Here is a 21,196-nt window from a genome sequence, read left to right as displayed (position 1 = left end):
GACAGACCGAGAATAGCCATAGAAGCGGGTCGTCAAACGGGTGAATGGAAAAACAGGGGTAGCCGAAGCGTGAAATACGCGTTCAATGCCCATGCTTCTGCTTCTGCACGTGAGACTAACGATCCTTTGGCTGTGGCAGCGGCTCGTTCGGCGGGGCAATCGGTTGCCACGGTTCACGATAGCACTCCGGTTAAGGGTCCTAGAATAATGGGGAGAGCAACCTGGCGAATACTTCCATCGTTTTTTGAAGATTGCCCTGTTTATCGAATGCGGACAGCAGGAGTTCATTGCTTGTGCCAAGATCGCGGTAAAAATCCTGTACCAGGCGATCGACGACCGTCCCGTCATAAAAGATCGCATTAATTTCGAATTGGTTACAGAAGCTGCGTATATCCATATTGGCGCTGCCGGAGCATGCCAATCCATCGGAGATAATCACTTTGGCATGAATGAACCCGTTTTGATAGGTATAAAACCGAACTCCCGCCTGCAACAACTCCCGGACATAGGATAAAGCGGCGTAATGGACAAGATTCTTGTCAGGAAGGGCCGGTATAATGACACGAACGTCGACTCCCCTGATGGCAGCCGTTCTAAGAGCCAATAAGACGCTGCGATCGGGAATAAAATAAGGCGTTTCGATATATATCCGTTCCCTTGCCGATACAATGAGCGAGAAAATAAGATCCAGAATCTTTTCATCCGGACCGCTTTTTACGATTTGCACAAATTCTTTTCCTGCACTTTTCTGTATGGGATAATAGACGGGATCGGTTATGATTTGCCCTTTGACCAAGTGCCAATCAGTCAAAAATGTATATTGGATCCATAATACCGCATCGCCTTCAATGCTGAAATGGGTGTCGCGCCAGTAGCCGATTTTCGGATTCTCGCCCAAATATTCATCGCCTATGTTCAAGCCGCCGAAAAAGCCTATTTTGCCGTCCACAACCACGATTTTACGGTGATTTCGATAATTTAGCCTCTTTTCGATGAATGAAGCGAATAGGGGAAAAAAGCATCCCGTTTCAACGCCGGCATCGTTCAACCGGTTCAAAAAAGCTTTACTCAACCGACGGCTCCCGATCCCGTCATATAAAATTCGTACTTTTACGCCTTCCTTTGCTTTCTGAATCAACAATTGCTCAAATCGGGTACCGAGACGGTCGTCCCGGATGATGTAAAATTCAATATGGATATGATGCTTGGCTGCGGCAAGCGAATCCAATATCGCTTCAAAGGCTTGGCCGCCGTCAGCGAATACCGTTGTTTCATTACGGGTGGTAATGGGGGGGCCTGGCAGATTTTTGAGCAATGCGTGTACCATATTGTCCTGAACAATCATTTCCCCATGCTTATCCTCAAGTATTCGCTGTCTGCACCGGTCATTGAGGTCGGCCTTGAATTGGTCCCAATATAAACGTTCTTTCCGTTGAAGAGCAGGGGGATGCAGGTATTCTTTCGCCATAAAATAATACAGCAGGAAACCGGCTAGGGGAAAGAGGAATAAGATGCTGAGCCAAACCATCGCTTTTTCGGGACGTTCATATTCGAAGTAGATTACAAATGCAATTTGGACGACAAACAACAAGAGAGCCAACATGATCCAAAGCAATTGTTCAATTTCGCCTCCTTGAAAGGGCATGGGTTACCCTTGCATTCCTTCTACAATCGAAAAGGGATCCGTGCTTTTTTTCAGCGAAGCAGGGTCGGGTTCGTTAGAGCTTATGCAACATAACATGTAACTCCGCAGCCCAAGATGAAACATCGGTCATCACGATGCCGTTTCCGTCTTTTGGATTAACCCTCCACCAGGAGAGTCAACGACAATAATCTAACCTTTCAAAGCAAACAATATTCAATTTCCGTCTGCTATCCGAATGCCGAATCCAGTTGTGCAGTTTAGACTGATAAATGCAGGTGGTCTGGGGAAAATAAAGATTGGACCTATTGCAATAAGAAAATAAGAAAAAAAGACATGTAATAAAGAAGGAGATACGATGACAGAGAAGAACGCAACAACCGATACCGGATGGAACTTCGACAATAGCTACGCCCGGCTTCCAAAAAATGTTTTATACCGAGCTTCAACCAACGCCTGTCCGTTCGCCGGAGCTGATTATTCTTAATGAGCGGTTGGCAGGCTCTCTGGGATTGAACGCCGACGCCCTGCGAAATCCTGAAGGTATTGCCGTACTGGCGGGCAACCGTATTCCCGAAGGAGCTCTGCCGCTGGCACAGGCTTATGCGGGTCATCAATTTGGCTATTTTACCATGCTGGGGGACGGCCGGGCCCTGCTGCTAGGAGAACAAGTCACTCCCCGGGGGGATCGGGCGGATATTCAGCTAAAGGGATCGGGCCGAACGCCATACTCCCGCCGGGGGGATGGGCGTGCGGCGCTTGGACCGATGCTGCGCGAGTACATCATCAGCGAAGCCATGTTCGCCCTTGGCATACCGACCACTCGCAGTCTGGCGGTTGCGGCAACCGGTGAGCCCGTCTTCCGCGAAACGGAGCTGCCCGGAGCCGTTTTAACCCGCGTGGCGGCCAGCCATATCCGCGTAGGCACCTTCCAGTACGTTTCAAAGTGGGGCTCTGCCGAAGATCTTCGGGCTCTGGCGGATTACACGCTGCTCAGGCATTATCCGGAGGTTGATCCTGAACCGAACCGTTATTTGTCTCTTTTGCAGGAAGTCATCAAGCGTCAGGCCGATCTGATTTCCAAATGGCAGCTCGTTGGCTTTATTCACGGGGTGATGAATACGGACAACATGGCCCTGAGCGGGGAGACCATTGATTACGGTCCCTGCGCCTTCATGGATACCTTTAACCAAGGAACGGTTTTCAGCTCCATCGACGTACAAGGCCGTTATGCCTATGGCAATCAGCCTGAGATTGCCGCTTGGAATCTTGCGAGATTTGCTGAAACCCTATTGCCGCTGATACATGACGACGAGGAGCAGGCAGTTAAACTTGCCGAGGATGCGATTTCTGATTTTGCCGAATTGTTCCACCGCAATTGGCTTGGGGGAATGAGAGCCAAACTGGGGATTTTCAACGATGAGCAGCAGGATGAAGCCCTGATTCATGGCCTTCTCGGCATGATGCAGAAGTATCGTGCGGACTACACCAATACTTTTCGCGTTTTAACCTTCGATAAACCGGAGGATTCAACTTTGTTCGGCACCTCCGAATATACTCAGTGGCATGAGCAGTGGCAGGCGAGACTGGGCAGGCAGCAGGAATCATCAGCCGACTCGAAGCAGTTGATGCGAAGCAGCAATCCGGCGGTGATTCCGCGCAACCACCGGGTAGAAGAGGCACTTGATGCCGCGGTTGCGCAAGGAGACTATAGCGTAATGGACCGGCTTCTTCACATGCTTTCGGTGCCTTACGCGCATTCCGCCGAGCAGGAGGAATACTGTGCACCGCCCGAGCCATCCGCTCGGCCTTACCAGACCTTTTGCGGCACCTGAACAACGGGAGGTCTCGAGGCAAAGAAAAAGAACAGGACCACTGATGAAAAGTACCTTTGCAATGAGATGATGCAACGAAACTGTAAACATAGGATTTGAGGCTTTAAAATATGATGTTGGTTTGTCGAATCCAAATGTAATGCATCGGCCCTCGCAGTGACTGCGGGGGCCGATTTTCCTTTACAAGACTTTTACACTCCGTTGATATGTGGTTAATATTGCGGTTCTACAATAAAAACAAGCCGAATAACAACATAAACGCAAAAATTAGCAAATAGTGGAGGAGAACTGATATGAAAAAACGATCTTGGAAAGCCGCGCTGCTAATTAGCATAATGGCTTTAGGAATCACAGCATGCAGCTCCGGGAAGCAAGCTGCTTCCGTACCCGAAGACAATTCGGCGCCAGTAAAGGAACTGACACTTGGGGAGATCGAGAAGCAGGCCAAGCAGGAAGGAAAGGTCGTTAGTGTCGGTATGCCTGACAACTGGGCAAACTGGAAGGAAACATGGGATGATATTGCAGGCAAATATGGACTATCCCACTCGGATACCGATTTATCCAGTGCAGAAGAAATCGCCAAATTCGAAGCTGAGAAAAATAATCCGACGGCGGATATCGGGGATGTAGGGATATCGTTCGGACCAATCGCCAAGGATAAAGGCGTTACGATGCCTTATAAGCCTACTCACTGGGAAAACATCCCGGACTGGGCGAAGGACAAGGACGGGCACTGGGTGGTTGGCTACCAAGGTACGATTGCAGTCATGACCGACAAATCACAGGTGAAAAATCCGCCCAAAACATGGAATGACCTGTTAACCGGAGACTATAAAGTGTCAATAACGGACGTAACCAAAGGAACGCAAGCCCAAATGGGCGTACTGGCGGCAGCCATCGCGCATGGTGGAAACGAGGCCAACATTCAACCGGGTTTGGACTTTTTCGCGAAATTGGCCGACCAGAATAGATTGTCCACATTGGAAATAAACACAGGGGTTTTGGAAAAAGGGGAAGTATCCGTTGCGCTGCTGTGGGATTTTAACGCTCTAGGTTACCGCGACCAGATCGATCCGGATCGCTTTGAAGTGAGCATTCTGCAGGAAGGCAGTGTCGCCAGCGGGTATGCGACCATTATCAACAAATATGCGCCGCATCCTAACGCAGCGAAGCTTGCTCGCGAGTTATATTGAGCGACGAAGGGCAGATCAACCTGGCCAAAGGTTACGCCCGCCCGATTCGGGAAGACGTGAAACTGCCGGACGAAGTTGCCAAGAAGCTGATTCCTTCCGAACAGTACAAGAATGCCAAACCGATCAAGGATTACGCCGCATGGGGAGAAACATCCAAAGAACTGCCGAAGCTGTGGCAAGAGCAAGTACTGGTCAAAATGAACTAATCCGCTCAAATCCGCATGAAAAGATATGTGGGGGGTCATCCGAATGAATCGCAAGTCCATGCTGTTTGTCATGGCTTCGCTGCTTCCGTTTGCCCTGCTCGTCGTCGGATTCATGGTACTGCCATTGATCGCTATGATCCATGACAGCTTCCTGTCCGAGACGGCATGAGGTATACGTTCGAGCAGTATAAAACGGCTTTGACAAATCCTTATTACTCGAAAGGCATGTTAAACAGCCTGCAAATTTCCCTTTATTCCAGCTGTATCGGCATTGCCATTGCACTCGTGGCGTCTTATTCGATTACGCGAATGCCGAAAAAAGTGCAATCCTTCATGATCACACTCTCCAATTTGACGTCAAACTTTTCCGGGGTGCCGCTTGCTTTTGCTTACATGATTTTATTGGGCAACAGCGGATTGGCCACGCTCCTGTTCAAGGAATGGGGATGGAATATAACGGAAGCTTTTGATCTATACAGCTGGAGCGGTCTTGTGATCGTATACGTTTATTTTCAGGTTCCTTTGGCTATTTTGCTGCTTTTCCCAGTCTATTCCGGCATCCAAAAAAAACTGGCGCGAATCGGCCGCATTGCTAGGAGCTTCTTCATTGCGATTTTGGCGGCATATTGGGCTTCCGGTCATGCTGCCCAGCATCGTCGGGACCTTCAGCATTTTGATCGCCAATGCGATGGGCGCTTACGCAACGGCTTACGCCTTGGTAGGCAGCAACTACAACTTGGTTCCGATCCGCATCGGTTCCCTTGTAGCCGGAGACGTAGCCTCCCAGCCGCAATTGGGCAGCGCTCTGGCTGTGATTTTGGGGCTGATGATGGTAGGAGCCATGTGGTGCAACGAGCGCATGATGAGCCGGTTCAGGAGAGATTTGAAATGAAAAGAAAATGGATACCTATTGTTGTCGTTATTGCCACTTTTTTTGTATCTTATTCTGCCCTTGGCGGCGACGTTTATGTATTCGATTGCGGATGAATGGCATCGTACAATCCTTCCGGAATCATACACGTTCGGATGGTACAAAGAACTGTTTTCGGACTCCCGTTTCCTGGAAGCTGTCGGACGAACTCTTCTCGTATCCTTCATTGCTCTTGCACTTAGCATCGTTACGATGGCGATGGCCGTATTTGCCATTTTCATGTATATGCCGAAACTTGAGCGCTTCTTGCAAGTTCTTACGATGATTCCGTTCGCAGTTCCAGGCGTTGTAGCAGCCGTCGGATTGATCAAAGTGTACTCAAGCGGACCTATTGTTTTGTCCGGGACGATCTGGATCCTGGTTGGCGCCTATTACGTGCTTGTGCTTCCTTACATGTATCAAGGCATACGAAACAGCTTGCGCACTATTGATGCCAGAAAGCTGATGGAAGCCGCTGAAGTGCTCGGGGCCAGCAAAATCAAGGCCTTCAAGCTGATCGTCATCCCCAACATCATGACCGGTATTCTTGTTTCAGCCCTTTTGTCGTTTTCCATCTTGATCGGCGAATTCGTACTGGCCAATTTCCTTGTTGGGGGTTATTATGAAACGATCCAAATTTATTTGATACGGCGCATGAATGAGAGCGGTCACGTTTCAAGCGCTATCGTTATTGCTTACTTCGTCATCGTATTAATCATATCCTGGATGATGTTGAAAGCAGGTACGCTTTTCCGAAAGAAAGAAGAAATTAAGGAGAATGAATGATGAGCTACGTACAAATTGATGGAGCGATAAAGCAATACGCGGATTCTGTCGTCCTGCAGAAAGTATCCCTTCAGGTAGAACAAGGAGAGCTTGTTACGTTACTCGGACCTAGCGGGTGTGGTAAAAGTACGTTATTGCGCTGCATTGCCGGATTGGAAACACTGGATGGCGGGTCGATCCGCGTGAACGGAAACGATATTTCCCTGCTGCCTCCGCAGCGTCGAAATGTAGGCATGGTTTTTCAGTCGTATGCCCTGTTTCCCAACATGACTGTTTTCGACAACATCGCTTTCGGACTTAAAATGCGTAAAATGGCGCTCGAAGAAATCGCAAACAAGGTGAACCAAACGATTGAAATGGTACATTTGTCCGGGAAAGAGTCAGCTTATCCGCATCAGCTATCCGGCGGACAGCAGCAGCGAGTGGCTTTGGCCAGAGCGCTCGTCACCGAACCGGATATTCTGCTGCTGGACGAGCCGCTAAGTGCACTTGACGCGAAAATCAGAAAGAACTTGCAGAGTGAACTGCGCAACATTCAGCGGGATCTGAAGATGACGATGATTTTTGTCACGCATGATCAAGAAGAAGCGATGACGATATCGGATCGCATATTTATTATGAATGCAGGAGAAATTGCCCAGCAAGGCAAACCGGAGAATATTTATGCTTCTCCGAAAAATGAGTTTGTCGCGCGTTTTATCGGAAGCTATAACGTATTGACGGATCGAGACATATTCCGCTTGTCAGGGCGCTCTGTTTCTTTTGGAACGTATGCGATCCGCCCCGAGGTCATGGAACTTTACCCGAACGGTGAAGCGCCATCGAAGCCATCGGAGCCCGGAATTCGGCTGGAAGGGAATATCTCGAGCGTAACGGTTCGCGGCAATGTTCGTCGGTACCAGGTTCAGGCGCAGGATGTTAACTTGACGATTGACGAGCTTAACGTTCCTCACAAAAAGATATTGGACGAGGGATTGCTAATCGAAGTGCGGATTCCGGAAGCGGCATGTACTTTATTGGAATAGGGGCGAGAGAAGCATATGTCAGTGTTAGCTGTTGAGAGGAAAACCGCGATTCTTGACCAGCTGCAGGCGAGCGGCAAGGTAAATGCGTCGGAGTTAGCCCGCCAGCTTGACGTGTCCATGGAGACGATTCGCCGCGACCTGGACGTGCTGGAGAAAGAAGGGCTGCTCAAGCGAGTACACGGCGGAGCCGTCAAAATCAATTTCCAACTGGGAGAGCCGCCATTTTATCAGCGAAAACAAGTGAATCTGGAGGAAAAAAGGAAGGTTGCTTTCAGAGCGGCTCAATTGGTGAAAGACGGGGATACGATTGCAATGAGCGGCGGCACGACGATTCTGGCAATGGCTCAAGAGATTCGCGGTGTGAGTAAAGTAACCGTTATAACCAACTCTGTACCAACCGCAAAAGCGTTAATGGACTCCCTGAACCAGGGCTTGTTTCACGGCAAGGTGATCCTGCTCGGAGGGGAACTGAATGCGGAGCAATATTCGGCGAACGGTACCGTATGCGAAAAAATGATGGAACTATTTTGCGTGAACAAAGCGTTTATTTCCCCAGGGGGAATCTCTCTCTCTGGCATTACGGAATATGCCATGGAGGATTCGGGCATATCCGGGAAGATGCTGCTGGCAGCAAAAGAAAAAAATAATAGTAGCGGATCATTCCAAGATCGGGGTAGAGGCTCTATGCAAAGTCACATCGTTGAAACAAATAGACGTCGTCGTTTGCGACCAGTCTGCGCCGCCGTTGTGGAAGCCTTATCTGGAAAACATCGATTGGCTCTTGCCGGACGGAGAAGAATCCGAACGTTGACGAAATAAAGACAGAAAACAACAGGATGGGTGAACATACATTGAAACGGATCAAGGGTATTTTATTCGATAAAGACGGCACGCTCATGGACTTCCATTCCAGTTGGGTACGGATCGGCACACAGATGGTTGATCGTTTGCTGGAAGATTTGGGCCTGGACAACGATAGGGGAGTAAAAGCAGATCTGCTGGACTCCATCGGTTTGCATGAGAACGAAGTAGTCCCGGATGGCATACTCGCAAGCGGAACAACAAAGGATATTTCGGAAGCATTTATTTACGTGTTGCAGGGAAAACATGTAGGTCCGGAAAGGCTGGATCGATTACATGACTGGTTAACCGATGAACTTTACCGATTGACCAAGGAAAATCGGGAGTTTTTGACGCCGACAACGGATTTGAGCTTCCTGCTTGAGCAGCTTCGCCGGCATGGGTTGAAAATCGGCATTGCGACGGCGGACGACCTGGAATCGACGCTTTTCTTCCTGGATAAAATCGGTATACGCTCTTATTTTGACTTTATTGGTACATCCGATCACTATGAGAAGAAGCCGAATGCTGGCATGTTTCACGCTTTTTGCGGGATTGCCGGACTTCGTACGGAAGAAGTGGCCGTTGCGGGGGATACCGTGGTGGACCTGCTTTTTGCCCGAAACGGTTCAGCAGGGCTTGCGATCGGCGTTCTCTCCGGCGTTAGCGGAGCGTCCGATCTCAAGGAATTGGCGGATCATGTAATCGGCTCCGTTGGAGACATCGTGTCTGAGAACGGCCGCTTGATATGGCAGAATGAAGACTACCAATCCAAAGAACGACTCGTTCGGGGATATGGCAAACTTTCCATTTTTTATGAACATGATTCGGAACGTTTGGAATAAGATGGGGGGCAAGTAAAAATGAAAATCGGATTAGAAACGGAGAGCTATCATCTGCAGTTTATGACCGGGCGCATGGATATTTTTCAATTTATCCAAAAGACGGCCGAGCTTGGCTTGGACGGAGTCATGATCAATATTGTAAAGTGGCCGGGACTTCCCGGTTGGGGGACGCTCGAATCGTTCGAACCGGAATATCTCGAAAGGGTAAGGGCCGAAATTCGGAAGTACGGATTTTTTGCCGAAATCGATACGAATGGCACGGATCCGGCACACTTGGCACAAGTGATCGAAGCAGCCTATCGAATTGGAGCCGATGTGATTCGGACCTATGTTTGCATGGGGACATATGATGCGGAAAGGCTTAAAGAAGCACCCGGAAACATTCGACAAATTGTTCCTTTACTGCAAAAATACAGAATAAAACTGGCTATTGAAAACCATGAGGAAGAGCTGACCGACGAGGTTATCCAAATCATCAAGGAAGTCCGCAGCCCTTGGGTCCGCGCGCATTGCGACACCGGAAACAGCATGATGGCATGGGAAGACCCGGTTGAAGCTGTCAAAAAACTTGCCCCGTATGCATGCACCACCCACTTTAAAGACCATATCGTCGTCCATGACGGCGAGGATTACCGGGTATGCGGCGTTCCTGTCGGGACAGGCAACATCGATACGGAGCAAATTTTCAGAATTCTCGTAGAGCAATCGGCATTGACACGGATCAATATAGAAATGTGTTTCCCTTACGCGGTTCATTTTAAAAGAGAACCGGGGGCGGGCGGTGTTCTCGCAGTTGGTGAAGGAGTGTATAAAGTTGAAGAACCACCTTACGACCTGTCTGTTATCAAGCCGCTTGATTATTATAATCCGCCGGGAGAACTGTTGGACAAAATGATTGAAGATCAGGAAAAGGGTGTCGAGCAATCCGTCAAATACACGCTGGCTTTGGTAGATAAATATTGCAGGTGACTTTCGATAACAAAATGCTCCGTTTGGAGCTTTTTTTTATTTTCGCTTGATCCTAACTGTTGGGGTTGGAACAAAGGCGGCTTGCCGAATTCCAGTGTAACCACCATACAGTGGAAGGACGGCAGCTTCAGAGTATTGAAAGTCGGCGATCCAAGCTATGCGGAAAAAGGTGGAATGAAGCTTACCTTCTATTTGGTCCGTCATGGCGAAACTTGAAAGACATTCCGTTTATCGCCGCTTACAGCAGCACAAGCGATAGGGCGAGCACACGGCCGATACCATTTTGCATGGCAGGAATATATCGCTGAAATTGGATAAACGGCTCAAGGAGTTAAATTTCGGGGACTGGGAAGGGGAATATACAAGGACATCAAAAAAGAAGCCGTTCCCCATCCGGAGAACGGCTTCTTTTATGTGTTCAAGGAGGATCTACTGCTGAACGACAGCAATAATTTCATCCTCCAACTCGAGTCTTACCTGGTCGCGGTAAGCCCGAATATTGTATTCGGAATACAGATAACGCAGGATCGCTTCGATCAGGTTGGCCTCGATCAAATACTGGCTTCGGTCGTTGACCCATACCTCAGCCGTAAATCCGGTATCTTCCTCCCAGCTCAGCTCAACCGTAACGTCCGTTGGCCTTACGCCTTTGCGTTCCGCCTGATGGAGGCAGACCGCATTGATGATTTCGTCCATGCTCAGAATCATGGATTAGTACCGCCCGTCCCGGTGGTCGGCCTCGCGGCGGCGATTCTTTTTCACGGTTCGAACGATCGCCATGATCACCATGATAAGTACCCAAACGGCGAGAAGGTTAATGATCAAGCCCAGAATGTTGCCCAAGAAGCCCATGCCGGCAAACATGCTGCCGAACAGCATTCCGGCAAGACCGCCGATCATAAGGCCCTTCATCAAGCCGCCGCTGAAAAATCCGCGTTTTTGGTTAACTCCGCTCGTTCCGGCTGAATTGGATTTATTGGTGGATTGCTGAACGTTGTCGGATTTTTTAGTCGGATTGGATTGGTAGGTTTTCTTACCGGAGCTGAATCCGCCGCCGCCTCTTCTTGCATCAACGGAATCCGGAGCGATGGTTACCAGGAACATGGTAAGCAATACAAAAATGGCAAGTAATTTTTTCATTGTGTTCTGTTGAACCTCCCAGTGATTTTTGAAATTTTCGTGTCTCGGACAGTACTACGGACGAACCATGATGAAGTTCCAAAAATTTTAAGCATGCTCTGCCGTTGGCTGCATACGGTGCCGCTTAAGGAGCTCCAGAACCCATTCGCACCATTTCAATTCGGTCTCGGCCATCATCAGGCCTTTGGTGGCAAGGATGTAATTGCTGAACTCCTTGCTGCCGCAGACGCATTTGTCGGCCGGGATGCCTTGAAGAATCCCTTCGAAATAACGTTTCTTTTCCAGATAAAGCCCCCGCCGTTCCTCATAGATATCAACGGCGATGCCGATTTCGGTCAGCCAGAGGGAGAAGGTGCGCAAGGAAAGCTCGTCTTTCGTGACGGAGGGAGCAATCGGTTGATACATCCAATCGCGAAGCTTCTGTAGCCCGGTTTCCGTAATGGCATAAATCTTCTTGTCGGGCTTATCGCTTTGCGGGACCCAGTAGGAGCTTAGAAGCTGCTTCTCCTCCATTCGGGCAAGCAGGGGGTAAATCTGACTATGCTTTGCCTGCCAAAATGGCTGGATTCGGAGCATAAGCTCGTAACCGGAGGACTCCCTTCGCGCCAGCAGACCCAGCAGGCCGTATGACAACGTGTTCATGTGCATGACCCCTTTGAAACTTGATCGCGAACCAACAAAAACGGCTTCATTTTCGTAGTCAGGTCCGTTAACTAAAAGTGTACACTGAAACTGTATGGTTTGACAACTGCACCCGTTTTTCCCGCCTGTCAGAAAAGGATTTTGCCGCGTTGCCCCAAGTGACGATGAACATTTTTAAGAGAGCGTCATTATATTCATTGACCCGGGAATCCAAAAAAAGCATGGACCCAAGGGGCCCATGCTTATCAAATTCTTTACCGAATTATTCTTTTTCGTAACCGTCGACGACCAGATCGAGAGCTCCGGTTGTCGGATGAATGACCATGCCGTGCACCGGAATGTTTGGCGGCAGCAGCGGATGGTTTTTGATGATGCTTACGGTGTTCTCGACCGCTGACGTAATGTTATCGAATCCACGAAGCCATTTCGTCAGTTTGATGCCGGAATGCTCGAGCGTGGACAACACTTCGTCCGAAATGCCTCGCTCCTTCATGGATTGGATAACATGGTCCGCGTTCAGGGACGCCATGCCGCATTCATGGTGGCCGACGACGATGACCTCATCGGCATTCAGTTCGTAAAGGGCGACGATCACGGAACGCATTACGCTTCCGAACGGCTGGGAAATAATGCCTCCGGCATTCTTGATGACTTTAACGTCGCCGTTTTTGAAGTTCATGGCTTTGGGAAGCAGTTCGACGAGTCGGGTGTCCATACAGGTGATAATGATGATTCTTTTGTCGGGAAAACGGCTTGTAAGATATGCTTCGTATTCTTTGTTTTCTACGAATTTACGATTGTGCTCCAGAATGCTGCTAAGATGAGTAGACATAAGTATAGTTCCTCCCTGGGTAAATGAATGGTTGACCGGATTAACGTCTCGCGTCGATGATCTGAATGTTCGTTCCGTAAGTTTGGCCGTCGCTGTCCAGGCGGAAAGCGTACTGGTCCGGCGTAACATCCAGTTTCATTCTGTCTTCGAAAAAGACCTCCTGCCTTCGGTTCATGTACATGGCTACCGACCCGCCGCTCTCGAGCGGCATATCGTCTTCTTCCGGCTGGTCGATAATGCGGAGTCCGGGTATTCCATTCACAGCACAGCCGCAGCCCTCGGTGTCATAGATGAGTCTGAGGCTGCCCGGCCTGCTGCCGATTTTGTCTCTTATTTTTCTTTCCGCTTGTGGGGTCAGTTCAATCATCATGGCTCCGAAAGACACACTCCTTCATACGTAATGGTTTAACCTGTTGTTTAAATTTGAACTACCTCTTAAAAGTTGATTATAAACCTCGATAAAAGTATCATCAATAGTAAGCTAAAAAATACATAGAGAGCAGGTGAACCGTTCATGGATGCACAATTGGCAGGACAATGGAATCAATTTCAACAGCTGGTCCGCAAAATATCGAGTTATATTGAAGCCGTTGGGCTTCTTCACTGGGATCTTCGGACGGGCGCGCCGCGTAAAGGCGTAGAGGCCCGATCGGAGACGATCGGCATGCTTTCCACCGAGGCGTTCAGACTTCAAACTTCCGAGGAGATGGGGCAGTTGCTTCAATATTTCGGAAAACCGGAAGCGTTGGAGCAGCTTGACGAAAGAAGCCGCCGCATGGTGGAGGAATGCCGGAAAGAATATGAACGCAGCAAGTCGATTCCTGCAGAAAAATTCAAGGAATATACCGTTTTGGCGGCACAATCGGAATCGATGTGGGAGGACGCGAAGAAGAACGGCGATTTTGCCGGCTTTGAGCCTTTCTTGAGCCGCATCGTCGCCTTTAAGCAGGAATTTATCGATTACTGGGGCGTGAAGGACACCCGTTATGATACGCTGCTCGACATGTACGAACCGGACACGACCGTAGCTAAGCTGGATCAGGTGTTTGCCCGTTTGCGCGAACGTCTCGTACCGCTCGTCAAAGCGATTCAGGAATCCCCGAACAAGCCGGAAACCGGATTTTTGAACCAATTGTTCGACAAGGTACAGCAGGAGAAATTCGGCTTGTTTATTTTGGAACAAATGGGGTATGACTTTGAAGCCGGACGCCTTGACGAAAGCGTTCACCCGTTTGCGACCGGCCTAAATACCGGCGACGTTCGGATCACGACGAATTATTTGCAGGATGACGTGACAAGCGCCGTATTCAGCTCCCTGCATGAGGGCGGACATGCCCTGTACGAGCAAAACGTGGACAAGGAACTTGAAGGAACGCCCCTGTCCGGCGGAACCTCTATGGGCATCCACGAATCCCAGTCCCGTTTGTGGGAAAATATGATCGGACGCAGCCGTGCATTTTGGCATCGCTATTTCGGCGACTTGCAGCAACATTTCCCTGAACAGTTTGCGGGTATTGATACCGAGCAATTTTACCGTGCCGTGAACAAGGTGGAAAACTCCCTGATCCGGATCGAAGCGGACGAACTGACCTATAATCTGCATATTATTATTCGTTATGAAATCGAGAAAATGCTGTTCAACGAAGGCTTGTCGGTCAAAGATCTGCCTGAGGTCTGGAACGCGAAATACAAGGAATACCTGGGCATTGTGCCTCCGAATGACGGAATGGGGGTTCTGCAGGACGTTCACTGGTCCGGCGGCGACTTCGGCTATTTCGCTTCTTACTCCCTCGGCAATATGTATGCCGCCCAGTTCATGAACACCATGCGCAAAGAAATCCCGAATCTCGACGGTTTGATTGAAAAAGGGGAGCTGGCCCCGATCAAGGAATGGCTCACCGATAAAATTCACAAATACGGCAAAAGCGAGACGCCGGCCGAGATCGTTCTGCGCGTAACGGGCGAGGAGCTGAATCCGGATTATCTGGCGGATTATCTGGAAGAGAAATATAAGGAAATTTATAAGATTTAATCAACATAAGATTTAAGTCAACAGCCGCTGCCGTTCTTTCGGTAGCGGTTTTTTGAAGTGATAAGAAAGTAAAACTACAGAGGTTTGATTAATTTAAGTATTTTCTATTGCGAATTGAGGTGTTTCAAAATTGAATCATATCAATGTTAGGGAAATTCGGGTTGCTGATTATGATGACATCTATTTGCTAAACCAGGATTTCAACCCCAATTTATCTTCTTTTTCCGCGGAAAAAGTAAAAGCGAAGATTGAAACCATCACCAAGAAAACAAAAGATATCATCTTCGTTTGCGAACGAAGCAACGAGGTAATCGGATATATTCATGGAAGTCCGTATGAGCTGCTCTTTTCTGATTCATTAGTAAACATACTAGGGTTTGTCGTTAAAGAAAAGTATAGAAACCACGGCGTAGGCAGCAAGCTGATAGAGCATCTTGAACAGTGGGGAGCGAACAATGGGTATTCCGGGATCAAGCTGTTATCTCACCCAAGCCGAATAAATGCTCACAGGTTCTACGAACGGAGAGGTTATATTTTTACAAAGGATCAAAAAAACTTTATAAAAATGTTCAAGGATGGCTAACGAGTGATGAAGCAGGCATAAAAAAATGCCTTCATGATCTAACCTCTGCCACGGAATGTAGTTCCCGTTTGAAATTAGAATACATTCGTTCGCGCATTCCAGGCGCTTAACCTTTCACGCATCTGTGCATATGCTGAAAGGAAACGCAACGTTCACGGAATGGAGGGGTGCGCGATGCACAGAAAATGGTTTGTCCTGGCTTTATCCATTCTGCTCGTATGCGGGATGGTTTTGGCGGGATGCGGCGGGAAGGATTCAGGGACGAAGGTCAAGGTCGGCGAGGTGACGCGTTCTATCTTTTATGCACCGCAGTACGTAGCTCTGGAGAAGGGCTTTTTTAAAGAGGAAGGGCTGGATGTCGAGCTGCAGACGACCTTCGGCGGCGACAAAACGATGACGGCGCTGCTTTCGGGCGCCATCGATGTAGCGCTGGTCGGTTCGGAAACTTCGATTTACGTATATCAGCAGGGGGCGGAAGACCCCGTCATTAACTTCGGTCAGCTGACTCAGACGGACGGGACGTTTCTGATGGCACGGGACGTTCAAGGAGAATTTGATTGGGAGATGCTGAAGGGAAGCGTGTTTCTGGGCCAGCGCAAAGGCGGCATGCCGCAGATGGCCGGCGAATTTACGCTCAGAAAGCAGGGCATCGACCCGCATAAGGACCTGGAGCTGATTCAGAATATCGAATTCGCGAATATTGCCTCGGCGTTCGCTTCCGGAACGGGTGAGTACGTGCAGCTGTTCGAGCCGCAGGCATCCATATTTGAAAAAGAAGGAAAAGGCAAGGTAGTCGCCTCTTTCGGAGTCGAGAGCGGGAATCTTCCATACACCGTTTTCATGACGAAAGAGAGCTTTATCGGCAAAAACAAGGACACGGTGCAAAAGTTTACGAACGCCTTGTATAAAGCCCAGCAGTGGGTCGATTCCCACACGCCGGAGGACATCGCCGATGCCATTCTTCCTTACTTTAAAGATACGGAGCGCGATATCGTTGTATCGTCGGTAAAGCGGTATAAAGAGCAGGGCACGTATGCGACGGACCCGATTCTGGACGAACAGGAATGGAACAATCTTCTTGACGTGATGGAGCAGGCGGGCGAATTGAAAGAGCGGGTGTCGCCCGACAAAATCGTGGATAACCGCTATGCCGAGCAGGCAAAGCAGGATGGAAAATAATCGTGACGATTTCATCTCATAAACGAAAGGAGAGAGCGTTATGGTACCGGTAGTGGATTTGAATGGCATCGCCCATGTGTATGTAACCGACCGGGAAGCCTCTCTGGCTGTTGAAGGGATACATTTGCAGGTTTACCCGGGTGAATTTCTCAGCCTGGTCGGGCCAAGCGGCTGCGGCAAAACGACGATCCTGTCCATTATTGCCGGATTGATTCGACCCACCCAGGGAGAAGCCCGGGTGAACGGCCATCCGGTGACCGGACCTTCCGCTAAGGTCGGGTATATGCTGCAGCAAGATTATCTGTTTCCATGGCGCACCATTATGGATAATACGCTGATCGGATTGGAACTGACCGGCAGGCTGACGGAGGAAGCCCGGCACAACACGACGGAACTGCTGAAGGAAATGGGCCTTGGGGCCAGCGGCTCGCTATATCCGCAGCAGTTGTCCGGCGGGATGCGCCAACGGGTGGCTCTCGTGCGTACGCTGGCGACGGACCCCGGTTTGCTGCTGCTGGATGAGCCTTTCTCCGCCTTGGACTATCAGACCAAGCTGCAGCTTGAAGATTTGATCGTCGAGACGCTGCGGGAGCGCAATAAAACGGCGATCCTAGTCACGCACGATTTATCCGAGGCCATCGCGATGAGCGACCGCGTGGTGCTGCTGAATCGCAATCCCGGACGGATCCACCAGATTTTTGAGGTTCCGGGGCATATCCGGAGAACGCAGCCGTTTTATGCACGCAAGGAGCCGGGCTTCAATGATCTGTTTCATGAAATATGGCGCGAAATGGAATCCATTGGCGGTAAGGAGTGAAGCTTATATGACTGAACCGGAACATACGAAAGCCGGACCGGCTTCTTCCGACGCCGGCTGGCTGAAGGATATACATGCCCGTCATCTGAGGCAGAAGCGGAAAACGCAAAACCGCGTTTTGGCGGTGCAGACGGTGCTGCTTCTCTTATTTTTTTTCATTATGGGAGCTGGCCGGGCGAATGAAATGGATCGATGTGCTGTTGTTCAGCTATCCTGCGAAAATCTTTGCGAATATCTGGGATAACATGGTGTCGGGAGAACTGTGGGGGCACCTCGCGGTCACGGTCGGCGAGACCGCTGTCGGATTTTTGCTGGGCACGCTGGTGGGCACCCTGCTTGCCGTGCTGATCTGGTGGTCGCCTTTTCTGTCCAAAGTGATCGATCCTTACATGGTCGTATTTAACAGCATGCCGAAGGTAGCCCTCGGTCCGATCTTTATCGTCATGTTCGGGGCCGGGTTTACCGCAATCGTGGTCACGACCCTGTCCATCACGGTCATCGTCACGACGCTGGTCGTTTACAACAGCTTTTCGGAAGTGGATTCCAATCTGATCAAGGTGGTCCGCACCTTCGGCGGAACCAAGACGCAGGTGTTTAAACGGGTTATCCTCCCGGCGTCTTTCCCGGCCATCGTGTCGACTTTAAAGGTCAATGTGGGCATGGCTTGGGTCGGCGTCATCGTCGGCGAATTCCTGGTTGCCAAATCGGGCCTTGGCTATTTGATCATGTACGGGTTCCAGGTGTTTAACTTCACGCTCGTGCTGTCCAGCCTGTTGATCATTGCGGTCGTTGCGACGGCGATGTATCAAATGGTCGTCTACATCGAAAAGAAGCTGCTGGCGCACCGGTAATCCTCAGAGGCATCGTGTTCATTAATTGTTAATACATTGAAGTGAGCATCCGAGTTGTGAGGCTGTCTAAAATCGGATACCATGGGAATACAGTAAATACAGGAGTGGTACTTCCATGGGATTCCGAATCATCAAGACGGCGATTGCAACGCTGATTGCCATTTTAGTGACTGACGCTTTAAACATACCGGGTGCGACCTCGGCGGGCCTTTTGGCGATCCTGGGCGTGGACGTGACGCGCAAGCGCAGTCTGCGTTCGGTATCGTCCCGTTTTTTTTGCTTCCATATTAGGTCTTGTTTTTGCATCGGTGCTGTTTCAGTTGTTGGGCTTTCATTATTGGGTGCTGGCTTTGTACATATTAATTGCTTTTCCAGCCATCTCCAGGGCTAACTTCAAGGAGGGCATCGTAACCAGTTCCGTCGTGGTATTCCGCGTTTTCGGGGCAGGCGAGCTCAGCCGTGATATCTTTCTGACCCAAATAGAGCTTCTGGTGATCGGGCTGGGCTCGGCGATGCTGGTAAACATGGCCTATATGCCGAAAGGCGAGGGCCGTTTGATGGAGATCCGCCGCGAGGTGGACGGGCTGTTCTCGATTGTTTTCTCCCATATCTCGCTAACCCTGCGCGAACCTGGACACGTATGGGACGGCAATGAGCTGATTGAAGCGAACAAAGCGGTGGAACAAGGGATCACCGAAAGCAACCGGGCGCTTGAAAATCAGATGCTCCAGCCGGACGTCGCCTGGAATGTATACTTTTATATGCGGAAGGAACAGCTTGAGAACATCCAGGCGATGATGCACCTGATCTCGCAGATTTACGAAAGGCTTCCGCATGGAGAGCTTGCCGCCAATTTGTTCGACCAGATGAGTCAGGACGTGGTAACCGAGACCTACACAGGCAAGACGGAAAAGCTGCTCGGCGAGCTGGAAGTGAAATTCAAGGAGATGGAGCTCCCGCGTACGCGCGAGGAATTCGAAATGCGGTCGGCCATTTTGCAGCTGTGCAGGGAGCTGGAATACTTCCTGAAAATATCGAAGAAGAACAAAGCGCCCACGGGACCGGCCAATCCTGGCCGCAAGCTGAGCCGCGGCAAAAGTTAAAGGATGAGAATCCGGGATCCATACAAGCGGGGCTGAAGCGGGTGGTTGATCATGGAAAGCGGCTGTGTTAATATATGATCGAATGAAGCGCTTACAATTTGCGTGTTACTAGCGAGACTAGGCATGAGCCATACAAAGCGGAACCGTATTTTTCACGTCCCCTTTTATGGAGCATGTCTTTTTTTTGTTTTATCGAGAGGTGGTAGGTGGCAGCTATAGCCCAACTACAGAACGGGGGATGCCAAAAAATGAATTCGAATTAAAACGTATGGAGGGATATGATGAAATTATTTTCGAAAAAGCAAAAGACGACTACCCGAATTCCATAATCGTCGTAACCGGCGGCGTGCCGAAGAACGGTGTCACGGAAGCCGACAATATGACCAAATGGCTCGTGGAGCACGGCGTGGCGGAAAGCCGGATTTTACCCGAGAACCAATCGACGGACACCGTAGAAAATGCGCTGTTCACACCGCGATTCTGGAGCAGCACGGCTCGAAGGACGTGACGATCGTTTCAAGCGGCAGCCATGTGCGCCGGGCCGTAACGTTGTTTAAGGAAGCGGACCGGTTTTACAGCAAGATGAACGGAAAGGAAGCGGGACGTCAATTTACGAATCTGGTATATATGGATTATGAAACCGTAGAAGAGGCCCATGAAGTAACAAGAAGCGAAGAATTGGTCATATACCGGGATCTGTTCAGAACAGCAGGCATTTGCGCAGTATCCCGGGATTCAGCGTTAGTTATGAAGGAAAAAAAGCGTCAGGCCGTTGAAAACCGCTTGGCGCTTTTTCTTTTGAATGCCGCTGGGAGCGGGGAGCAGACCTTGTTTTCTCATTTTTTTTATAATCTTTTTCTTTTATTTTTGGCATCATATGAAATTTATTTGGACCACTTCATTCAACATTCGCCCATGTCGTGCATACACATGTAGGGAATGATTGTATGGAGGAGGTTCGAAGATGTCATTGAGTAATAAACACCAATGTAGAGAAATCATCACGAAGGCGATCTGCGGCAAGGGTCGTAAGTTCTCTACCGTAACACATACCGTGACTCCGCCTAATAATCCTACCAGCATTTTGGGGGCATGGATTATAAAACATCAATATGAGGCGGTTGCCGCCGGGGACGGAATTGAGGTTGTCGGTACTTACGATCTTAACATCTGGTATTCCTATGACAAAAATTCGCAGACCGACGTGGCCAAAGAAACGGTATCTTATGTAGAACGCGTACCTCTTTCTTACCTGGATCCCAAGCACCGGGCATCGACGGTAGAGGTTTCCGCGGAAGCGACTCAGGAACCAAGCTGTGTGGAAGCAAGCGTATCCTCAAACGGCAAAAGTGTCATCCTGCGCGTTGAACGGGAGTTCTCCGTAGAGCTTATTGCTGAGACGAAGGTGTTGGTCAAGGTGTGCAATTTAAAGCACGGCGATTATGAAGACAAAGAATTCGACTTCATCGGCGGGGAAGACGGTGAGTACGAAGATCTGGATTTTGAGGATCTGGAGGATGAACTGTAGGGCCTTCCCTACCCGGCAACCTAATACACTATATGCAGTGGGGGGCGGCTTTGCAGAGGGCAAACGCCCTCTTTTTATGAAATGGGCGCCTTTTTTTGCTTCATGGAGGATGCTTTTCGGATCGCTTAAAAATACGCTAATTCGTTCTTGGAGAGGGACGAGGAAGCCTTTTCTACTTTATTCAGGGAAATCTCCTTGCGGGGCTTTTTTCTTTTGAAAAATGAAGGAGGCCTTCATT

Annotated in this window: 25 protein-coding genes and 4 pseudogenes; 23 read left to right on the top strand and 6 right to left on the bottom strand. The window is 49.6% G+C overall.

The window, feature by feature from the left end; translation table 11 throughout:
* Positions 1 to 3: 3 nt before the first annotated feature.
* Positions 4 to 168: pseudogene (locus XI25_RS36655) on the top strand (putative immunity protein); the annotation flags it as partial.
* 31 nt (positions 169 to 199) lie between these two features.
* On the opposite strand, the gene cls reads toward XI25_RS36655, so the two are convergent.
* Positions 200 to 1,615, bottom strand: coding sequence for a cardiolipin synthase (cls, locus tag XI25_RS00400; RefSeq protein ID WP_046676874.1), 1,416 nt, complete (start codon positions 1,613 to 1,615; stop codon positions 200 to 202).
* A 385-nt stretch (positions 1,616 to 2,000) separates the two neighbouring features.
* On the opposite strand from cls, the pseudogene XI25_RS00395 reads away from it, so the two are divergent.
* The 12 genes and pseudogenes from XI25_RS00395 to XI25_RS36645 all read left to right on the top strand — a co-directional run.
* A pseudogene (locus tag XI25_RS00395) lies at positions 2,001 to 3,477 on the top strand (protein adenylyltransferase SelO).
* A gap of 293 nt (positions 3,478 to 3,770) precedes the next feature.
* The gene (locus XI25_RS00390) at positions 3,771 to 4,670 is read left to right on the top strand and encodes an ABC transporter substrate-binding protein (protein WP_442950343.1); all 900 of its coding nucleotides are present in this window, start codon (positions 3,771 to 3,773) and stop codon (positions 4,668 to 4,670) included.
* Positions 4,667 to 4,876: a hypothetical protein gene (locus XI25_RS36650; protein WP_442950342.1), complete on the top strand. Its 210-nt coding sequence runs from the start codon at positions 4,667 to 4,669 to the stop codon at positions 4,874 to 4,876. Before XI25_RS00390 ends, XI25_RS36650 begins: the two co-directional genes overlap by 4 nt.
* A gap of 43 nt (positions 4,877 to 4,919) precedes the next feature.
* Entirely contained in the window at positions 4,920 to 5,045 is a 126-nt protein-coding gene (locus tag XI25_RS35655; protein ID WP_268794442.1) for a hypothetical protein, read from the top strand.
* A gap of 339 nt (positions 5,046 to 5,384) precedes the next feature.
* Complete coding sequence (locus XI25_RS35650; protein ID WP_268794443.1) at positions 5,385 to 5,768, top strand: ABC transporter permease subunit; 384 nt, start codon at positions 5,385 to 5,387, stop codon at positions 5,766 to 5,768.
* Positions 5,769 to 5,843: 75 nt separating this feature from the next.
* Positions 5,844 to 6,572: an ABC transporter permease gene (locus XI25_RS00380; protein WP_082112157.1), complete on the top strand. Its 729-nt coding sequence runs from the start codon at positions 5,844 to 5,846 to the stop codon at positions 6,570 to 6,572.
* The gene (locus XI25_RS00375; RefSeq protein WP_046676852.1) at positions 6,572 to 7,597 is read left to right on the top strand and encodes an ABC transporter ATP-binding protein; all 1,026 of its coding nucleotides are present in this window, start codon (positions 6,572 to 6,574) and stop codon (positions 7,595 to 7,597) included. The genes XI25_RS00380 and XI25_RS00375 overlap by 1 nt, the downstream gene beginning before the upstream one ends.
* A gap of 15 nt (positions 7,598 to 7,612) precedes the next feature.
* Positions 7,613 to 8,416, top strand: a complete 804-nt coding sequence (locus XI25_RS00370) for a DeoR/GlpR family DNA-binding transcription regulator (RefSeq protein ID WP_235439589.1) — start codon at positions 7,613 to 7,615, stop codon at positions 8,414 to 8,416.
* Positions 8,417 to 8,448: 32 nt separating this feature from the next.
* Positions 8,449 to 9,282, top strand: a complete 834-nt coding sequence (locus XI25_RS00365; RefSeq protein ID WP_082112156.1) for an HAD family hydrolase — start codon at positions 8,449 to 8,451, stop codon at positions 9,280 to 9,282.
* A gap of 18 nt (positions 9,283 to 9,300) precedes the next feature.
* Entirely contained in the window at positions 9,301 to 10,251 is a 951-nt protein-coding gene (locus XI25_RS00360; RefSeq protein WP_046676851.1) for a sugar phosphate isomerase/epimerase family protein, read from the top strand.
* A gap of 81 nt (positions 10,252 to 10,332) precedes the next feature.
* The gene (locus XI25_RS35645) at positions 10,333 to 10,467 is read left to right on the top strand and encodes a hypothetical protein (protein ID WP_268794441.1); all 135 of its coding nucleotides are present in this window, start codon (positions 10,333 to 10,335) and stop codon (positions 10,465 to 10,467) included.
* Positions 10,468 to 10,528: 61 nt separating this feature from the next.
* Positions 10,529 to 10,690 (top strand): annotated as a pseudogene (locus tag XI25_RS36645) (histidine phosphatase family protein); the annotation flags it as partial.
* Here XI25_RS36645 and XI25_RS00355 read toward each other — a convergent pair.
* The 5 genes from XI25_RS00355 to XI25_RS00335 form a co-directional block, all read right to left on the bottom strand.
* Entirely contained in the window at positions 10,681 to 10,959 is a 279-nt protein-coding gene (locus XI25_RS00355) for a YxcD family protein (RefSeq protein WP_046676850.1), read from the bottom strand. The pseudogene XI25_RS36645 and the gene XI25_RS00355 sit on opposite strands and share 10 nt — an antisense overlap.
* Before the next feature lie 3 nt (positions 10,960 to 10,962).
* Positions 10,963 to 11,391, bottom strand: a complete 429-nt coding sequence (locus XI25_RS00350) for a membrane protein (protein ID WP_046676849.1) — start codon at positions 11,389 to 11,391, stop codon at positions 10,963 to 10,965.
* Between the two features lie 87 nt (positions 11,392 to 11,478).
* A complete protein-coding gene (locus tag XI25_RS00345) occupies positions 11,479 to 12,033 on the bottom strand; it encodes a PadR family transcriptional regulator (protein ID WP_046676848.1) in 555 nt (184 codons plus the stop codon).
* Positions 12,034 to 12,295: 262 nt separating this feature from the next.
* A complete protein-coding gene (locus XI25_RS00340; protein WP_046676847.1) occupies positions 12,296 to 12,865 on the bottom strand; it encodes a beta-class carbonic anhydrase in 570 nt (189 codons plus the stop codon).
* A 40-nt stretch (positions 12,866 to 12,905) separates the two neighbouring features.
* Positions 12,906 to 13,235, bottom strand: coding sequence for an iron-sulfur cluster biosynthesis family protein (locus XI25_RS00335; protein WP_046676846.1), 330 nt, complete (start codon positions 13,233 to 13,235; stop codon positions 12,906 to 12,908).
* A 144-nt stretch (positions 13,236 to 13,379) separates the two neighbouring features.
* On the opposite strand from XI25_RS00335, the gene XI25_RS00330 reads away from it, so the two are divergent.
* From XI25_RS00330 to XI25_RS00290, 10 genes and pseudogenes are all read left to right on the top strand, one after another.
* Positions 13,380 to 14,897 (top strand): carboxypeptidase M32, encoded by a 1,518-nt coding sequence (locus XI25_RS00330; protein WP_046676845.1) that lies wholly within the window; start codon positions 13,380 to 13,382, stop codon positions 14,895 to 14,897.
* A 130-nt stretch (positions 14,898 to 15,027) separates the two neighbouring features.
* Positions 15,028 to 15,480 carry a GNAT family N-acetyltransferase gene (locus XI25_RS00325; protein ID WP_046676844.1) on the top strand — a complete coding sequence of 151 codons (453 nt, stop codon included), beginning with the start codon at positions 15,028 to 15,030 and terminating at the stop codon, positions 15,478 to 15,480.
* 174 nt (positions 15,481 to 15,654) lie between these two features.
* Positions 15,655 to 16,659, top strand: coding sequence for an ABC transporter substrate-binding protein (locus tag XI25_RS00320; RefSeq protein WP_152669040.1), 1,005 nt, complete (start codon positions 15,655 to 15,657; stop codon positions 16,657 to 16,659).
* Between the two features lie 40 nt (positions 16,660 to 16,699).
* Complete coding sequence (locus XI25_RS00315) at positions 16,700 to 17,476, top strand: ABC transporter ATP-binding protein (protein WP_046676842.1); 777 nt, start codon at positions 16,700 to 16,702, stop codon at positions 17,474 to 17,476.
* A gap of 7 nt (positions 17,477 to 17,483) precedes the next feature.
* A pseudogene (locus XI25_RS00310) lies at positions 17,484 to 18,327 on the top strand (ABC transporter permease).
* A 115-nt stretch (positions 18,328 to 18,442) separates the two neighbouring features.
* Complete coding sequence (locus tag XI25_RS33895) at positions 18,443 to 18,718, top strand: aromatic acid exporter family protein (protein ID WP_235439588.1); 276 nt, start codon at positions 18,443 to 18,445, stop codon at positions 18,716 to 18,718.
* Positions 18,678 to 19,430, top strand: a complete 753-nt coding sequence (locus XI25_RS00305) for an aromatic acid exporter family protein (protein WP_442950341.1) — start codon at positions 18,678 to 18,680, stop codon at positions 19,428 to 19,430. The genes XI25_RS33895 and XI25_RS00305 overlap by 41 nt, the downstream gene beginning before the upstream one ends.
* A 238-nt stretch (positions 19,431 to 19,668) precedes the next feature.
* Positions 19,669 to 19,938, top strand: coding sequence for a YdcF family protein (locus XI25_RS33890; protein ID WP_052759389.1), 270 nt, complete (start codon positions 19,669 to 19,671; stop codon positions 19,936 to 19,938).
* Positions 19,935 to 20,366 carry a hypothetical protein gene (locus XI25_RS33885; protein WP_052759388.1) on the top strand — a complete coding sequence of 144 codons (432 nt, stop codon included), beginning with the start codon at positions 19,935 to 19,937 and terminating at the stop codon, positions 20,364 to 20,366. The genes XI25_RS33890 and XI25_RS33885 overlap by 4 nt, the downstream gene beginning before the upstream one ends.
* A 28-nt stretch (positions 20,367 to 20,394) precedes the next feature.
* A complete protein-coding gene (locus XI25_RS00290) occupies positions 20,395 to 20,958 on the top strand; it encodes an outer spore coat protein CotE (RefSeq protein ID WP_046676840.1) in 564 nt (187 codons plus the stop codon).
* Positions 20,959 to 21,196 lie beyond the last annotated feature (238 nt).

The organism is Paenibacillus sp. DMB20 (assembly GCF_000987955.1).
In the GTDB taxonomy this organism is placed as follows: Bacteria; Bacillota; Bacilli; order Paenibacillales; family Paenibacillaceae; genus Paenibacillus_AQ.
Note: the sequence above shows the minus strand (reverse complement) of the source record. Positions and strands in the feature narration are given on the sequence as shown.

Bases quoted from the DNA above. Each gene is read 5' to 3' on its own strand.
- XI25_RS00360 (WP_046676851.1), top strand. From the start codon at position 9,301: ATGAAAATCGGATTAGAAACGGAGAGCTATCATCTGCAGTTTATGACC.
- XI25_RS00335 (WP_046676846.1), bottom strand. From the start codon at position 13,235: ATGATGATTGAACTGACCCCACAAGCGGAAAGAAAAATAAGAGACAAA.
- XI25_RS00375 (WP_046676852.1), top strand. From the start codon at position 6,572: ATGAGCTACGTACAAATTGATGGAGCGATAAAGCAATACGCGGATTCT.
- XI25_RS00330 (WP_046676845.1), top strand. From the start codon at position 13,380: ATGGATGCACAATTGGCAGGACAATGGAATCAATTTCAACAGCTGGTC.
- XI25_RS00315 (WP_046676842.1), top strand. From the start codon at position 16,700: ATGGTACCGGTAGTGGATTTGAATGGCATCGCCCATGTGTATGTAACC.
- XI25_RS00340 (WP_046676847.1), bottom strand. From the start codon at position 12,865: ATGTCTACTCATCTTAGCAGCATTCTGGAGCACAATCGTAAATTCGTA.
- XI25_RS35655 (WP_268794442.1), top strand. From the start codon at position 4,920: ATGAATCGCAAGTCCATGCTGTTTGTCATGGCTTCGCTGCTTCCGTTT.
- XI25_RS00380 (WP_082112157.1), top strand. From the start codon at position 5,844: ATGTATTCGATTGCGGATGAATGGCATCGTACAATCCTTCCGGAATCA.
- XI25_RS00370 (WP_235439589.1), top strand. From the start codon at position 7,613: ATGTCAGTGTTAGCTGTTGAGAGGAAAACCGCGATTCTTGACCAGCTG.
- XI25_RS00390 (WP_442950343.1), top strand. From the start codon at position 3,771: ATGAAAAAACGATCTTGGAAAGCCGCGCTGCTAATTAGCATAATGGCT.
- XI25_RS00290 (WP_046676840.1), top strand. From the start codon at position 20,395: ATGTCATTGAGTAATAAACACCAATGTAGAGAAATCATCACGAAGGCG.
- XI25_RS00350 (WP_046676849.1), bottom strand. From the start codon at position 11,391: ATGAAAAAATTACTTGCCATTTTTGTATTGCTTACCATGTTCCTGGTA.
- XI25_RS00320 (WP_152669040.1), top strand. From the start codon at position 15,655: ATGCACAGAAAATGGTTTGTCCTGGCTTTATCCATTCTGCTCGTATGC.
- XI25_RS33890 (WP_052759389.1), top strand. From the start codon at position 19,669: ATGCCAAAAAATGAATTCGAATTAAAACGTATGGAGGGATATGATGAA.
- XI25_RS00355 (WP_046676850.1), bottom strand. From the start codon at position 10,959: ATGATTCTGAGCATGGACGAAATCATCAATGCGGTCTGCCTCCATCAG.
- XI25_RS00345 (WP_046676848.1), bottom strand. From the start codon at position 12,033: ATGAACACGTTGTCATACGGCCTGCTGGGTCTGCTGGCGCGAAGGGAG.
- XI25_RS33895 (WP_235439588.1), top strand. From the start codon at position 18,443: ATGGGATTCCGAATCATCAAGACGGCGATTGCAACGCTGATTGCCATT.